Origin of the sequence: Reyranella sp. (assembly GCF_004296935.1) — a bacterium.
GTDB lineage: Bacteria > Pseudomonadota > Alphaproteobacteria > Reyranellales > Reyranellaceae > Reyranella.
Map to the genome: position 1 here is coordinate 31,808 of NZ_SCVH01000167.1, position 12,922 is coordinate 44,729.

Annotated in this window: 16 protein-coding genes; 9 read left to right on the plus strand and 7 right to left on the minus strand. The window is 67.2% G+C overall.

The features are described 5' to 3' along the window. Positions 1-20: 20 nt before the first annotated feature. From EPO55_RS25495 to EPO55_RS25515, 5 genes are all read left to right on the plus strand, one after another. Positions 21-692, plus strand: a complete 672-nt coding sequence (locus EPO55_RS25495; RefSeq protein WP_296340372.1) for a 2'-5' RNA ligase family protein — start codon at positions 21-23, stop codon at positions 690-692. 82 nt (positions 693-774) lie between these two features. Further along, on the plus strand, positions 775-1,221 hold the full coding sequence (locus tag EPO55_RS25500) for a GyrI-like domain-containing protein (RefSeq protein WP_296340373.1): 447 nt from the start codon (positions 775-777) through the stop codon (positions 1,219-1,221). 38 nt (positions 1,222-1,259) lie between these two features. Next, positions 1,260-1,763, plus strand: a complete 504-nt coding sequence (locus tag EPO55_RS25505) for a VOC family protein (RefSeq protein ID WP_296340375.1) — start codon at positions 1,260-1,262, stop codon at positions 1,761-1,763. 105 nt (positions 1,764-1,868) lie between these two features. Then, entirely contained in the window at positions 1,869-2,585 is a 717-nt protein-coding gene (locus EPO55_RS25510) for a dihydrofolate reductase family protein (protein ID WP_296340376.1), read from the plus strand. A 161-nt stretch (positions 2,586-2,746) separates the two neighbouring features. Further along, positions 2,747-3,196: a peptidoglycan-binding domain-containing protein gene (locus EPO55_RS25515; RefSeq protein WP_296340377.1), complete on the plus strand. Its 450-nt coding sequence runs from the start codon at positions 2,747-2,749 to the stop codon at positions 3,194-3,196. Between the two features lie 187 nt (positions 3,197-3,383). On the opposite strand, the gene EPO55_RS25520 is transcribed toward EPO55_RS25515, so the two are convergent. Beyond that, the gene (locus EPO55_RS25520) at positions 3,384-3,857 is read right to left on the minus strand and encodes a PaaI family thioesterase (RefSeq protein WP_296340378.1); all 474 of its coding nucleotides are present in this window, start codon (positions 3,855-3,857) and stop codon (positions 3,384-3,386) included. A 26-nt stretch (positions 3,858-3,883) separates the two neighbouring features. Beyond that, a complete protein-coding gene (locus EPO55_RS25525; RefSeq protein WP_296340380.1) occupies positions 3,884-4,822 on the minus strand; it encodes an IclR family transcriptional regulator in 939 nt (312 codons plus the stop codon). Between the two features lie 257 nt (positions 4,823-5,079). On the opposite strand from EPO55_RS25525, the gene EPO55_RS25530 reads away from it, so the two are divergent. The 3 genes from EPO55_RS25530 to dxs are packed head-to-tail and all read left to right on the plus strand — an operon-like array spanning position 5,080 to position 8,224. Continuing rightward, positions 5,080-5,334, plus strand: a complete 255-nt coding sequence (locus EPO55_RS25530; protein WP_296340381.1) for an exodeoxyribonuclease VII small subunit — start codon at positions 5,080-5,082, stop codon at positions 5,332-5,334. Between the two features lie 12 nt (positions 5,335-5,346). Continuing rightward, on the plus strand, positions 5,347-6,267 hold the full coding sequence (locus tag EPO55_RS25535; protein ID WP_296340383.1) for a polyprenyl synthetase family protein: 921 nt from the start codon (positions 5,347-5,349) through the stop codon (positions 6,265-6,267). A gap of 40 nt (positions 6,268-6,307) precedes the next feature. Next, a complete protein-coding gene (dxs, locus tag EPO55_RS25540; RefSeq protein ID WP_296340385.1) occupies positions 6,308-8,224 on the plus strand; it encodes a 1-deoxy-D-xylulose-5-phosphate synthase in 1,917 nt (638 codons plus the stop codon). Position 8,225: 1 nt separating this feature from the next. Here the strand turns inward: dxs and EPO55_RS25545 are convergent, their stop codons facing one another. The 3 genes from EPO55_RS25545 to EPO55_RS25555 are packed head-to-tail and all read right to left on the minus strand — an operon-like array spanning position 8,226 to position 10,078. Further along, positions 8,226-8,624 carry a hypothetical protein gene (locus EPO55_RS25545; RefSeq protein WP_296340387.1) on the minus strand — a complete coding sequence of 133 codons (399 nt, stop codon included), beginning with the start codon at positions 8,622-8,624 and terminating at the stop codon, positions 8,226-8,228. Positions 8,625-8,628: 4 nt separating this feature from the next. Further along, the gene (locus EPO55_RS25550) at positions 8,629-9,288 is read right to left on the minus strand and encodes a peroxiredoxin (RefSeq protein WP_296340388.1); all 660 of its coding nucleotides are present in this window, start codon (positions 9,286-9,288) and stop codon (positions 8,629-8,631) included. Between the two features lie 52 nt (positions 9,289-9,340). Next, positions 9,341-10,078, minus strand: a complete 738-nt coding sequence (locus tag EPO55_RS25555; RefSeq protein ID WP_296340389.1) for an SDR family oxidoreductase — start codon at positions 10,076-10,078, stop codon at positions 9,341-9,343. A 30-nt stretch (positions 10,079-10,108) separates the two neighbouring features. Between EPO55_RS25555 and EPO55_RS25560 the strand changes: the two genes are divergently transcribed. Then, positions 10,109-10,852 (plus strand): TlyA family RNA methyltransferase, encoded by a 744-nt coding sequence (locus tag EPO55_RS25560; RefSeq protein WP_296340391.1) that lies wholly within the window; start codon positions 10,109-10,111, stop codon positions 10,850-10,852. On the opposite strand, the gene EPO55_RS25565 is transcribed toward EPO55_RS25560, so the two are convergent. After that, positions 10,842-11,816 carry a class I SAM-dependent methyltransferase gene (locus EPO55_RS25565; protein WP_296340393.1) on the minus strand — a complete coding sequence of 325 codons (975 nt, stop codon included), beginning with the start codon at positions 11,814-11,816 and terminating at the stop codon, positions 10,842-10,844. The genes EPO55_RS25560 and EPO55_RS25565 overlap by 11 nt on opposite strands. Beyond that, the gene (locus EPO55_RS25570; protein ID WP_296340394.1) at positions 11,813-12,865 is read right to left on the minus strand and encodes an alcohol dehydrogenase; all 1,053 of its coding nucleotides are present in this window, start codon (positions 12,863-12,865) and stop codon (positions 11,813-11,815) included. The genes EPO55_RS25565 and EPO55_RS25570 overlap by 4 nt, the downstream gene beginning before the upstream one ends. Positions 12,866-12,922: the final 57 nt, after the last annotated feature.

The window sequence follows — 12,922 nt, forward strand, 5'->3', positions numbered from 1 at the left end:
AATTCAGGAGGAACTCTCTCTTGGGCGATCTGTTCACGACGATGGGCGATGCTTTCCAGGCTCCGCTGGGCCTTCCGGGACTCCGGAAGCGAGGGCCGTCACAGCTGGCGACGCGGCGGTTTCGCCAACGCCATGCGGCCTTTGCCCGGGCGACGCCGTGGCGGGAGGCGACCGATCGGCTGTTCTTTGCCGTTCGCCCTGACCTGGAAACGGCGGCCAAGATCGCCGAGCGCACCATGCGCTGGCGCGCGGCACATGGATTGACGGGCAAGCCGCTCAAGCCGGAGCACCTGCATGTCACGCTCTTTCACGTGGGCGACGATGACACGCCGCCGCCTGCCGAACTGATCGATGCGCTGGCGGAACGGGCCGCGGCCGTCACGATGCCGGCTTTCCGGGTCGAGTTCGACCGCGTCATGAGCTTCGGCGGTGGAGCCTTTGTGCTGGGCGGGGACGACCGCCTGATTGGACTCCACATTCTGCAGCAGCGGCTGAGCGATGCGCTCGACGCGAGCCCTGGACCGGCGCGACGCTTTGAGCCGCATGTGACGTTGCTCCGCGACGTCAGGCGCATTGCCGAGCAACCCATCGAGCCGATCAGTTGGACCGCTCGTGAAGTCGTCCTCGTGCACAGTCTTCTGGGCCAGACGATTCACCGGGACCTCGTGCGACTGCCGTTGCTCCAGGCCTGAAAGCTGGCCGCTGGATCCGATTGACAGCGGGCACGACGTTTCCTAAGACTTAACTTATTGGTTAAGTATCTAGGAACGCATCATGAGCTGCAGGATCGTGACGGTGGAGCGCCAGCTGACGGCCGTGGTGAAGGCCAAGGTGCCGTTCGCCGAGATCCCGCAGGCCCAGCGCGCGGCGCGGGCTGCGATCGATGCCGGCCTGCCGTCACTCGACACCGGGGCGCTCGGTCTCACCTGCACGCGCTGGCTGCCGCCGCAGGGCGGCGCGCTCGACATGGAGATGGGCACGATCGTGGCGCGGCCCATCGCGGCGCAGGGCGAGATCGTGCCGTCGGAACTGCCGGCGGGACGCGCCGTTCACTCCGTGATGGTGGGGCCGTTCGACGGCATGGGGGCAGCCTGGCAGACGCTGTTCGACTGGATCCAGGCCGAGAAGCTCCAGCCAGCGGGAATCAACTGGGAGGTCTACGGCCCGACCGCGAGCGATCCCGCCCAGCAGGAGACCTATCTCTACGCGCTGCTCGCCTAGAAATGCGCTTGGACCCCTTCAAAGCGAAAGGACACGTCATGGCAAAGAAACCCGCAAAGAACACGATCTGCGTCTGGTACGACAAGGACGCCGAAGCGGCCGCCCGCTTCTACGCCGCGACCTTTCCCGACAGCGCGGTGGGCGCCATCCACCGTGCGCCCAGCGACTTCCCCTCCGGCAAGAAGGGCGACGTTCTGGTGGTCGATTTCACGGTGGCCGGCATTCCTTGTATCGGCCTCAACGGCGGTCCCGGGTTCAAGCACAGCGAAGCCTTCTCGTTCCAGATCGCCACCGACGACCAGGCCGAGACCGACCGCTACTGGAACGCCATCGTCGGCAACGGCGGCCAGGAGAGTGCGTGCGGCTGGTGCAAGGACAAGTGGGGCATCAACTGGCAGATCACGCCGCGCGTGCTGACCGAGGCGATGGCGGCCGGCGGCGAGGAAGCCCGGCGCGCGTTCGAGGCGATGATGGACATGAAGAAGATCGACGTCGCCAAGATCGAGGCGGCGCGGCTGGGCCAAGCTCCGCTTGGCCGATGAGCGTCAGGCCGCGGCTTGGTTACAAGCCGCCAAGCGAAGCTTCACCGGGAGCGCCGATAAACGCCCTGGCTTCCACACTGTTCGCTTTCGGCTAAGCTCCCGGGCATGAAGCCATACGTCATTTGCCACATGGTCACGAGCGTCGACGGGCGCATCTGGGGAAGCCGCTGGCGGCCGAGGAGCAATGTCGTCCCCAACCTGTTCGAGCGCCTGCACGATCAGCTTGTCGCTGAAGGCGGGGGCGGCGGGTCGTGGCTGTGCGGCCGCGTCACCGCGCAGGAATTCGCCAAGGGCGCCGAGCCGCAGTATCCGCCGAGCGAGCAGGTCTTTCCGCGTGCGAACTGGTTTGCGCGGCGCGAGGCCAAGGCCTGGGGGATCTTCCTCGACGGCAAGGGCAAGGCGGTGTGGGCGCGAAAGGATATCGGCGGCGATCCGATCCTGGTCATCCTCACCGAGGCGGTGCCGGACAGCCATCTGGCGGGCCTGCGCGCCGACGGCGTCTCCTACATCTTCGCCGGCAAGACCGAGATCGATCTTGGCGTCGCGCTAAAAACGCTCAATCGCGAGCTCGGCATCGAACGCATCCTGCTGGAGGGCGGCGGAGGGGCCAATGGGGCGCTGCTGCGCGCCGGCCTGATCGACGAGCTGAGCATCGTCATCAGCGCCGCGATCGACGGCAGCTCGGGCGCGCCCACCGTGTTCAACTCCGGTGACGTCGACCTGGGACCTGCGCCGATCGAAAGCATGACCCTCACCAGCCACGAGGTGCTGGACGGCGGCGCGGTCTGGCTGCGCTACAGGCTGAGCGCGACGGTGTCCTGAATTGGGCCGTTTACGGGCGTGCCGAGGCCGCCCGGTTACAATCGTTACAATGCTTACACGAATATCGGCGTGAAGAGGACAGCCCTCCATTCCATCGCCGGCCGCCAGTTTGATAACCTGCTTCCAGTTGGCGACGATCACTCTGAGGAGAGGAGACACCGATGGCGCTCAAGATCGAAGAGACGATCGGCGGAGCGCCTGCGGTCGGGTTGCTGGCAATCGGCGTCATGGCCCTCGCTCTGGTCTTCACCCACCCGGGTGGCCAGTCGCTTCTGAAAGGGGCGCGTGCGAATTACAGCCCTCAGCTCCCGGCCGAGCGGCTTGCCCCTCCGCCCCCTCAAGTCCTCAGCCCTTCGGTCGCGGAAATTCTGGCCCCGCCCAAGGAGGAGCCCCGGCCGAAAGTCACACTCAGCAGGGATGAGATCGGCGAGGTTCAGGCCTGGTTGCGGGCCTACGATTTTCACCCCGGCCCCGTCGATCTGGCTGCCGGGCCACGCACCTTCGCCGCCGTGAAGGCGTTCGAGGCCGCGCATCAACTCCCCGAGACCGGCAATCTCAATCGGGCTTTGCTCGAAACCCTGCGCCGCAAGTCGGGTCTACCGCTCAGGTAGACGGCGGCCAGGCGCTTTCGCTTCCTCGAGAAACTCTCCTCCCTTGCAAAGCAGGGGGAAGTGGCGCCGTCTCGCGGCTTGTAACCAAGCCGCTGAGGCGACGGAGGGGTCAGAAGCCTCACCGTGACTCATGACCCCTCCGCCCTGCGGGCACCTCCCCAGCGAAGCTGGGGAGGAGAAGAAGTGCCTAGTCCGCGGCCTTCTGGTCGAGAAAGGTCAGCGTGCCATCAGGGCGCTCACCTTTGAGGTAGCGGAAGGTGCCGGCGCCGGTGGCGATGAGGTCGCCGGTCTGGTCGTGGATCTCGGTCTCGCAGGCGAATGTGCTCTTGCTGGTCGAGGGCCGCCACGCGCCCAGGATGGCGAGCGTGTCGCCTTCTCGCGCCGCCTTGATGAACTGTGTGGTGAAAGCGAGCGTCACGCTGAGACGTCGCACCGTGGCGTCGTCGTTGAAGGTGCAGGCGAGCCCGCTCGCGCCGTCGAGCAGGGTCATCAGCACGCCGCCATGCAGCAGCCCGTTGGCGTTGCACAGCTCGGCGCGCACGGCCAGGCGCATCTCGACGAAGCCCTGCCGCCAGGCCACCACCTCATGGCCGATCAGCTCGTTGAAACCCTTGAAGCGGTACGCGACAGGACGCGCGTCCGCCGGACGTTGGATCGCCATCTTCTGGAAGAAGGAGAGGGCGCGCCTTAGCGGCGCGCCATCGCCGAGATCGGCGGCCGGTGGCCGTTGCCATTGCCGTTGGTCGCGGGCCGGACGGCGGCGGGCGCCGGCGTCACGGACGGCTGGGCCGCCATGCCGGTGCGGATGTCGCGCGCGATCTTGACCAGGCGCGGGCCCCAGTCGGCTTCGAGACGGTCGCGGCTGATCTGGTAGATCGGCGCCGAGGCGTTGATGGCATAGGCGGCGGTGCCGTCCGAGTTGCGCAGCGGCGCGCCGACGCCGCACAGCTCCGGCAGCCACTCGCCCCAGGTCACGCAGAAGCCGTGATCGGCCAGTTCCTTGAACGAGCGTTCGAGGCCGGTCTTCACCTTGGCCCAATCGTCGCGCCAGCGGCGGCGGATGGCATCGATCTGCTTGTTGCGGTCGACGTCGGGCAGCGAGAACAGGTAGGCGCGGCCGATCGCGGTGCTGGCCATCGGCACGCGGGTGCCGACGTCGTGGGTGATCGCCACGACCGAGGGGCCGCGGCAGGCTTCGAGGTAGATCATCGAATGGCGGTCGCGGCCGCCCAGCGCCGTCGAGGCGTTGAGCGCGTGGGCAAGCTGCTCGAGCGGCGCGCGGCTGGCGCGGCGGACGTCCATGCTGGAGATCGCGGCATAGCCCAGTGCCAGCACCGAGGCGCCGAGCTCATATTTGCGGAAGCGCCTGATGTAGTTGAGGTAGCCGAGTTCGGTCAGCGTATGCGTGAGGCGCGCGACGGTCGGCTTCGGCAGGCCGGTGCGATGGGCGATTTCCTGGTTGCCCAGCATGCCTTCGCCGGCGTGGAAGGCGCGCAGGATGTCGAGGCCGCGGGCCAGCGCCGTGACGAACTGGCGGTCCTTGCCGCTCGTCGCTTCCGCGAGGCCCTGCTCTACGGAACTCTGAAAGGCTGCGGTTCGCGTGACGAGATGGCTGACGTTGCCCATGGCGTTCTCTCCTATGAATGGCCGTTTATTCTGTGACGGCGAAAACTGCCATCGGTATGTGCCTGCCGCAATGCGCAGCGCCGGGTTTTGACCTGCGAACGTGCAATGCCGCCATGTCACGGATGCGTGATTCGCTATCCACAGTTGTGAAAGCATGAATTTGCGCACGGATTCGGTCATTTTCACCAACGATAGGTGACGCGGCTGGCACCTTTCGGTAGGGACGGTTACCATCCGTTGACCCCCGAGAGGCAAAATTGGCCAAAGAACCCTCCGTGCCCAAGGATATTGCCGCGTTGTCGTTCGAGGACGCGCTGAAGGAGCTGGAAGCCATCGTCCAGCAGCTGGAGCGCGGGCAGGTCAAGCTCGACGAGGCGATCTCGGCCTACGAGCGCGGGGCGCTCCTGAAGCGCCACTGCGAGCAGAAGCTCGCCGAGGCCAAGATGAAGGTGGAGAAGATCGTCTTCGCCGCCGACGGTTCGGTCAGCAGCCAGCCCGCCGATCTCGGCTGATTTCTGCGTCCCATGCCGCTGTCGTCGCACCGCCAGTTCGACCAGGCGCTGGCCTTCGCCGCCGAATCGGTCGAGCGCACCATGGATCGCCTGCTGCCGAGCGGCGACGAGGGCGAGGCACGTCTCTTCGAGGCCATGCGCTATTCGAGCCTGGGCGGCGGCAAGCGTCTGCGCGCCTTTTTCGTCCTGGCCAGCGCCACGCTGTTCAAGGTCTCGGCGGTGTCGGCGCTGCGAACCGCCAGCGCCATCGAGTTCGTTCATGCCTATTCGCTGATCCATGACGATCTGCCGGCGATGGACGACGACGATCTCCGTCGCGGCAAGCCTTCCTGCCATCGGCAATTCGACGAGGCGACGGCGATCCTGGCGGGCGACGCGCTGCAGGCGCTCGCCTTCGAGGTGCTGGCGCATGAGGACACCCATGGCGATCCGGCGGTGCGCATGACGCTGGTCGCCGAACTCGCCCGCGCGTCGGGTGCGCACGGCATGGTGGGCGGCCAGATGCTCGATCTGCTGGCCGAGCAACAGGCCAGCGGATCCCAGGAGGAGCGTTCGATCGGCGCCATCACCCGCCTGCAGCGGTTGAAGACCGGCGCCCTGATCTCTTTTTCCTGCACCGCGGGCGCTGTGCTCGGCAAGGCGAGCGAGCCGATGCGGGCGGCGCTGTCCGCCTTCGCCCACGATCTCGGCCTCGCCTTCCAGATCACCGACGACCTGCTCGACGTCGAGGGCAACGTCGTCGAACTCGGCAAGACGCCGGGCAAGGACATCGAGGCCGGCAAGGCCACTTTCGTGTCGATCCTGGGCTTGGAGCGCGCCCGGGCCCAGGCCGGCCTGCTGGCGCGACAGGCCGCCGCGCACCTGGACTCGTTCGGCGAGGCCGCGGATTTGCTAAGGCAGGCGGCGAATTTCGTCGTTGCCCGCCGCTCATGAGGCGCGCGCATGTGCGGTCGAGCAGGAGTATGATGTTTCCATGACCGGCCAGAGCCTGACGCCACTCCTCGACACAGTCGACATTCCGGCCGACATCCGCCGGCTGCGCGCCGACCAGCTGCGCCAACTGGCCGACGAGCTGCGTCAGGAGACGATCTCGGCGGTCTCGGTGACCGGCGGCCATCTCGGAGCGGGCCTGGGCGTCGTCGAGCTCACGGTGGCGCTGCACCATGTCTTCGACACGCCCAGGGACCGGCTGATCTGGGATGTCGGCCACCAGGCCTATCCGCACAAGATCGTCACCGGCCGCCGCAGCCGCATCCGCACGCTGCGCCAGGAGGGCGGGCTGTCGGGCTTCACGCGGCGGGCCGAGAGCGAATACGACCCGTTCGGTGCCGCCCATTCCTCGACCTCGATCTCGGCCGGCCTCGGCATGGCCGTGGCGCGCGACCTCGCGGGCGGCAACAACAATGTCATCGCCGTGATCGGCGACGGCGCGCTCAGCGCCGGCATGGCCTACGAGGCGATGAACAACGCGGGCGCGCTGCGCTCCCGGCTGATCGTGGTGCTGAACGACAACGACATGTCGATCGCGCCGCCGGTCGGCGCGCTGTCGGGCCACCTGTCGCGGCTGCTCTCGGGCCGGCCCTACGTCACGCTGCGCAATCTCGGTCGCACTTTCGCCGAATCGCTGCCCAAGCCGCTCGAGATGGCGGCGCGGCGCGCCGAGGAGTTCGCGCGCGGCTTCGTGGCCGGCGGCACCCTGTTCGACGAGCTGGGCTTCTATTATGTCGGCCCGGTCGACGGTCACAATCTCGACCACCTGCTGCCGGTGCTGAAGAACGCGCGCGACAGCCAGCTCGACAAGCCGATCCTGGTTCATGTCGTCACCAAGAAGGGCAAGGGCTATCCGCCGGCCGAGGCGAGCGACGACAAGTACCACGGCGTCGTGAAGTTCGACGTGGTGACCGGCAAGCAGTCCAAGCCGGTGGCCAACGCGCCGCAATACACCGCGGTGTTCGCCAAGGCGCTGATCGCCGAGGCGGAAGCTGACAGGAAGATCGTGGCGATCACCGCGGCGATGCCGTCGGGCACCGGCCTCGACAAGTTCGCCGAGCGCTTCCCCGAGCGCCATTTCGACGTCGGCATCGCCGAGCAGCACGGCGTCACCTTCGCCGCTGGCCTGGCCTGCGAGGGTTTCAAGCCGTTCGCGGCGATCTATTCGACCTTCCTGCAGCGCGGCTACGATCAGGTCGTGCACGACGTCGCCATCCAGAACCTGCCGGTGCGCTTCGCCATCGACCGCGCGGGCCTCGTTGGCGCCGACGGCGCCACGCACGCGGGCTCGTTCGATGTCGCCTATCTCGGCTGCCTGCCCAATTTCGTCGTCATGGCGGCGGCAGACGAACTCGAGCTGATGCACATGGTGGCGACGGCCGCCCAGATCGACGATCGGCCCAGCGCCTTTCGCTATCCGCGCGGCGAGGGTGTCGGTGTCGAACTGCCGGCGCGCGGCACGCCGCTCGAGATCGGCAAGGGACGCATCCTGCGCGAGGGCACCAAGATCGCGATCCTGAGCTTCGGCACACGCCTCGGCGAATGTCTGGTGGCGGCCGAGGATCTCGCCGCCAAGGGGCTGAGCGCCACGGTGGCCGATGCGCGCTTCGCCAAGCCGCTCGACACCGACCTGATCCGGCGGCTGGCGCGCGAGCACGAGGTGCTGATCACCATCGAGGAGGGATCGGTCGGCGGCTTCGCCAGCCAGGTGCTGCAGCATCTGGCGAGCACAGGCCTGCTCGATCACGGATTGAAAGTGCGGCCGATGATCCTGCCGGACCGCTTCATCGACCATGCGGCGCCGGCCAAGCAGTACGAGCAGGCCGGCCTCAATGCGCCGGCGATCGTCGCCACCGCCATCGCCGCACTCGGGCACCAGGCCGAGCGGGCGCGCGGCTGAATTATCGCGCGCAGATCCGGAAGTCGGCGCCGACCCAGCAGGCCGCGTCCTGGGTCGACCGCTTGGCCGGCCCCCAGCGCGAGTTGATGCCGTGGACGGTCAGGCCGCGCACTTCGGCCTCGCCGGGTGCCACGATGAAGACCGACACGTCGAGAATCTCGCCGTAGAGGCGGCTCTTGCCGTCGGCGGCGTTGAGCGCGAACGAGCCGGTGGTGTCGGCGCTGAAGAAGCGGCATTTGCCCCTGAACTCGACCTTGCCGCCCGATTCGACCAGGCAGTCGACCAGCCGGTCGGCAGCGTCGGCGCCGGGCGTGGCGGTGAGGGCGCACCCCAGCAGGGCGGCGGCGATAGCCACCACCGGCCGGGCGGCCGCCCGACCGGTCGTGAGATCGATGCGCACCCGCCTACTTCGGCATCGGCACGATGCGCAGGTAGGGCTTGGGCGCCTTCCAGCCGTTGGGGTACTTGGCCTTGGCGGCCTCGTCCGACACGGCCGGGACGATGATCACGTCCTCGCCATGCTTCCAGTTCACCGGCGTCGCCACCTGGTGCTTGGCGGTGAGCTGGCAGCTCTCGAGCAGGCGCAGCACCTCGTCGAAGTTGCGGCCGGTGCTCATCGGGTAGGTGAGCATCGCCTTGATCTTCTTGTCCGGGCCGATGATGAACACCGAACGGACCGTGGCGTTATCGGCCGCGGTACGGCCTTCGGATGTCGTGCCGGCGCCCTCGGGCAGCATGTCGTAGGCGGTCGCGACCTTGAGCTCGGGATCGCCGATCATCGGATAGGTGACGGCGTGTCCCTGGGTCTCCTCGATGTCCTTGGCCCACTTGGCGTGGTTGGTCACGGGATCGACCGAGAGGCCGACGATCTTGGTGTTGAGCTTGTCGAACTTGGGCTTGAGGCCGGCCATGTAGCCGAGCTCGGTGGTGCAGACCGGCGTGAAATCCTTGGGATGGGAGAACAGGATCGCCCAGCCGTCGCCGATCCACTTGTGGAACTCGATCGGGCCCTGGGTCGTCTCGGCCTTGAAATCAGGCGCGGTGGAGTTGATGCGAAGTGTCATGGCAAAGGTCCTCCTCTTTTCGGGCGTAACTCAACCCTTCCGGGCGGCCGGGTCAAGCCTTGGCAGGAATCCAGCTTATGAGCCCTATTCCACCATCAACTTCTACCGTCGTCCCCACGATATAGCGGCCAAATCTTTCCGACAGGATTGCGACGGCGACCTGGGCGATGTCGTCGGGAGTGCCCGCGCGGCCAAGGGGGATTTGCGCCACCAGCGCACCGAGATTGTCGGCGACGAAGCCGCCGCCCGGGATCGCGCCCGGTGCAATTGCATTCACTCTGATTCCGTCGGGCGCCAGCACTCGCGCCAGCTCCTTCATCACCATGGTCATGCCGGCCTTCGAGGCGCTGTAGTGCGGCAGGTTGCGCGTCATGTCGCGATGCTGCGAGGTGATCAGCAGCATGCGGCCCTTGATCTTGTTGTCGCGCATGTGGCGGCCCATCTCGCGGGCGAGGAAGAAGCCCGAGCGCAGATTGATCTCGACCATCGCGTCCCACGTCTCCTCGCTCACCGACAGGGGCGTGTCGACTTCGAGGCGGCGCGGGCTGGCGGCATGGACGAAGAGCGAAATGGTGCCGAGCTTCTTCACCGCACCGTCGAGCAGGCCCTTCCAGCCGTCGCGTTTGGAAAGGTCGGCGGCCATGAAATCGATGCCGTCGCCGGCCGGCGGGGCGGCGATGTCGCTGCCCAGGACGGTGGCGCCCTCGGCCAGCAGGGCCTTGGCGATGCCGCGGCCGATGCCGCCGGCACAGCCGGTGATCAGGGCGCGTTCGCCCTCAAGAAGTTTCATGCTCATGGTCGCCATGCTAGCAGGGGAACCATGGCGGCCAAGACAAGACTTGATGTGGCGCTGGTCGAGCGCGGGCTGGCGGAGACGCGCGCCGCCGCGCAACGCCTCGTCATGGCCGGGCTGGTCTTTTCCGGCGAGCGCCGCCTGGAGAAAGCGGGGCAGGGGATTGGGCCCGATACGGCCCTCGAAGTCCGTGGCCAGCCGCACCCCTATGTCTCGCGAGGCGGGCTGAAGCTCGAGAAGGCGCTGGATCAATTCGCCATTCCGGTCGCCGGACGCATCGCGCTCGACGTCGGCTCATCGACCGGCGGCTTCACCGACTGCCTGCTGCAGCGTGGTGCCGCCAAGGTCTACGCCGTCGATGTCGGCACCAACCAGCTCGCCTGGAAGCTGCGCAGCGATCCGCGCGTGGTGTCGTTGGAGAAGACCAACATGCGCGAGGTGACGCGGGCGGAGATTCCCGAGCCGGTGGAGCTGATCGTCTGCGATGCCTCGTTCATCGGCCTGCGCACCGTGCTGCCGGCGGCGCTGGCGCTCGCGGCACCCGGGGCGCATCTCGTGGCGCTGATAAAACCGCAGTTCGAGGTGGGCAAGGGCCGGGTCGGCAAGGGCGGCATCGTGCGCGAACCCGAATTGCACGAAGAAGTCTGCACCACCATTTCCCAGTGGCTCGCTGAACAGCCGGGCTGGCGCGTGCTGGGCGTGACGGAAAGTCCGATCACGGGCGCCGAAGGCAACAGGGAATTCCTGATTGCCGGTCTGTTCAGCGGATAGCGCGGCTCACCCGGAACTTGTTGTTGTCGGTCAGTGTTTCGAACGAGGCGAAGTGCTCTTTCAGCAGCGGCTCGTAGGGCAGGCCGCGATTGGCGACCAGATAGAAGCGTCCGTCAGGCGTGAGCGCGCGCGCGGCGGCCTCGATGAAGCCCTGGCCCAACGCCGGCTGGGCGGCGCGTCCGGCATGGAAGGGCGGGTTGCAGACAATGGCGTCGTAGGTCGCGGGTGCGGGTTCGGCGATCAGGTCGAGCCAATGAGCCGTCGCGCGTGGATCCGAGACGTTCGCGCGCGCCGCCTCGACGGCGCGATGCTCGGCGTCGATCATGTCCAGTCGCGTGATGCCGGGACAATGGTCGAGGAGATGGCGCGAGAGGTAGCCCCAGCCGCAGCCGAAATCGGCGACCGTGCCGGCGATGTCGCCCGGCAGATATTTGGCGAGGAGTGCCGAGCCGTCGTCGACGCGATCCCAGCTGAAAAGGCCCGGCTGGTTCAGCCAGGGGCCGGCGCCTACCGGCTGCAGCCCGGCAAGGCCGCGCCAGTAATCGGGTGGTACGCGCGTGCCCTTGTCGAACCAGAAGACGCGGCAATGGAACTTGGAAATCTTGTCGGCAAGTCCGAACGCCTTGTCGACGTGCTTCTCGAGGCTCGCCGCGCCGTCGTCGTTGGCGCCAGTGCAAACCAGCCGGCCGCCGGGGGCCAGCAACGCCCAGCCGCGGGCGATGTTGGCGAAACTCTCTTCCTTGTGCTTGGTCAGCAGCACGAGGCCCTGCTCGTAGGCTCCACCCTCCAGGCGCGGCACAACGGACCATCCCCTTTGCTTCAGGCGCAGATAGTCGGGCCGGAAGGATTGCTCCGCATCGAGTCCCGTGAGCGGCAACTCCTCGGCCCGCAGGAAGAACGCTCGCTTCTGCTCGAGCGCTCCTGATTCGAAAGCGTAGGCGAGGGCGCGTCCAGCCTGGCTCACGGAACCAGAACGGCGCGGCCCATGATCAGGCCCTTGCGCAGTTCCTGGAGCGTGGCGTCGGCCTCATCGAGCTTGCGCTTGATGGTCGGCACCGGCGTCACCTTGCCGGAGGTGACGAGGTCCATCATCTCCTTCATCTCGGCCGGGCTGCCGGTGACCGAGCCCAGGATCTGGCAGCCGGTGAAGGCGAACATCGGCAGCGGGATCGAGAAGGTGCCGCCGAAGAGTCCGACGATGATCAGTCGTCCGCCGCGGCCGAGCGCCCGCAGGCCGAACTGCGCCGTGCTTTCGGCGCCGACGAAATCGATGGCGGCGCCGACGCCGGTGCCGCCGGTCAACTCCTGCACGATCTTGCGTGCATCCTTGTCGCGCGGATCGATCGCGGCCACGGCGCCGTTCTCGAGCGCCAGCTTGCGCTTGCCCTCGTCGATGTCGGCCACGATCGGCTCGCGGCCCAGCACCGACTTGGCGAAACGCACGCCCATCAAGCCGACGCCGCCGGCGCCGATCACCAGAATCGGCTTGCCGCCGTCCTGGCCCACCGCCTTCTTGACCGCACCGAAGGCGGTGATGCCGGAACAGGCATAGAGGCAGGCGAGTTCGACCGGCAGGTTGCCGTAGGGATAGAGATATTTGGCATGCGGCACGAGCACGTGGTCGGCGTAACCGCCGTCGTTGTTGACGCCGAGCGCGCGCGGAGTTGGGCAGAGATGTTCGCTGCCGGCCTGGCAGTACCAGCACTTGCCGCAGCCGATCCACGGGTAGACCACGGCCTTGTCGCCGACCTTGGCGCCTTTGGCGTCGGGGCCGACGGCCACCACGTCGCCCACGATCTCGTGGCCCATGGTGCGCGGCGGATTCATCGTCTTCTGGGTGGAAACCTTGTTGCCGCCGCCCATGTCGAAGAAGCCTTCCCACAGATGGACGTCGCTGTGGCAGACGCCGGCGGCGGTGACGCGCACCAGAACCTCGGTGCCCTGCGGGGCGGGATTGGCTTCCTCGACCTTCTGCAGCGGCTGACCGAATTCGATGACCTTGTAGCTTTTCATTGAGCGCACTCCCGTGACTTTCGCGCCGGACCATAGGCGAAACCGACGCAGCGTCCC

Coding starts and splice junctions, on each gene's coding strand:
- EPO55_RS25500 (WP_296340373.1), top strand. CDS start 775: ATGAGCTGCAGGATCGTGACGGTGGAGCGCCAGCTGACGGCCGTGGTG.
- EPO55_RS25505 (WP_296340375.1), top strand. CDS start 1,260: ATGGCAAAGAAACCCGCAAAGAACACGATCTGCGTCTGGTACGACAAG.
- EPO55_RS25510 (WP_296340376.1), top strand. CDS start 1,869: ATGAAGCCATACGTCATTTGCCACATGGTCACGAGCGTCGACGGGCGC.
- EPO55_RS25515 (WP_296340377.1), top strand. CDS start 2,747: ATGGCGCTCAAGATCGAAGAGACGATCGGCGGAGCGCCTGCGGTCGGG.
- EPO55_RS25520 (WP_296340378.1), bottom strand. CDS start 3,857: ATGGCGATCCAACGTCCGGCGGACGCGCGTCCTGTCGCGTACCGCTTC.
- EPO55_RS25525 (WP_296340380.1), bottom strand. CDS start 4,822: ATGGGCAACGTCAGCCATCTCGTCACGCGAACCGCAGCCTTTCAGAGT.
- EPO55_RS25535 (WP_296340383.1), top strand. CDS start 5,347: ATGCCGCTGTCGTCGCACCGCCAGTTCGACCAGGCGCTGGCCTTCGCC.
- dxs (WP_296340385.1), top strand. CDS start 6,308: ATGACCGGCCAGAGCCTGACGCCACTCCTCGACACAGTCGACATTCCG.
- EPO55_RS25550 (WP_296340388.1), bottom strand. CDS start 9,288: ATGACACTTCGCATCAACTCCACCGCGCCTGATTTCAAGGCCGAGACG.
- EPO55_RS25555 (WP_296340389.1), bottom strand. CDS start 10,078: ATGAAACTTCTTGAGGGCGAACGCGCCCTGATCACCGGCTGTGCCGGC.
- EPO55_RS25560 (WP_296340391.1), top strand. CDS start 10,109: ATGGCGGCCAAGACAAGACTTGATGTGGCGCTGGTCGAGCGCGGGCTG.
- EPO55_RS25570 (WP_296340394.1), bottom strand. CDS start 12,865: ATGAAAAGCTACAAGGTCATCGAATTCGGTCAGCCGCTGCAGAAGGTC.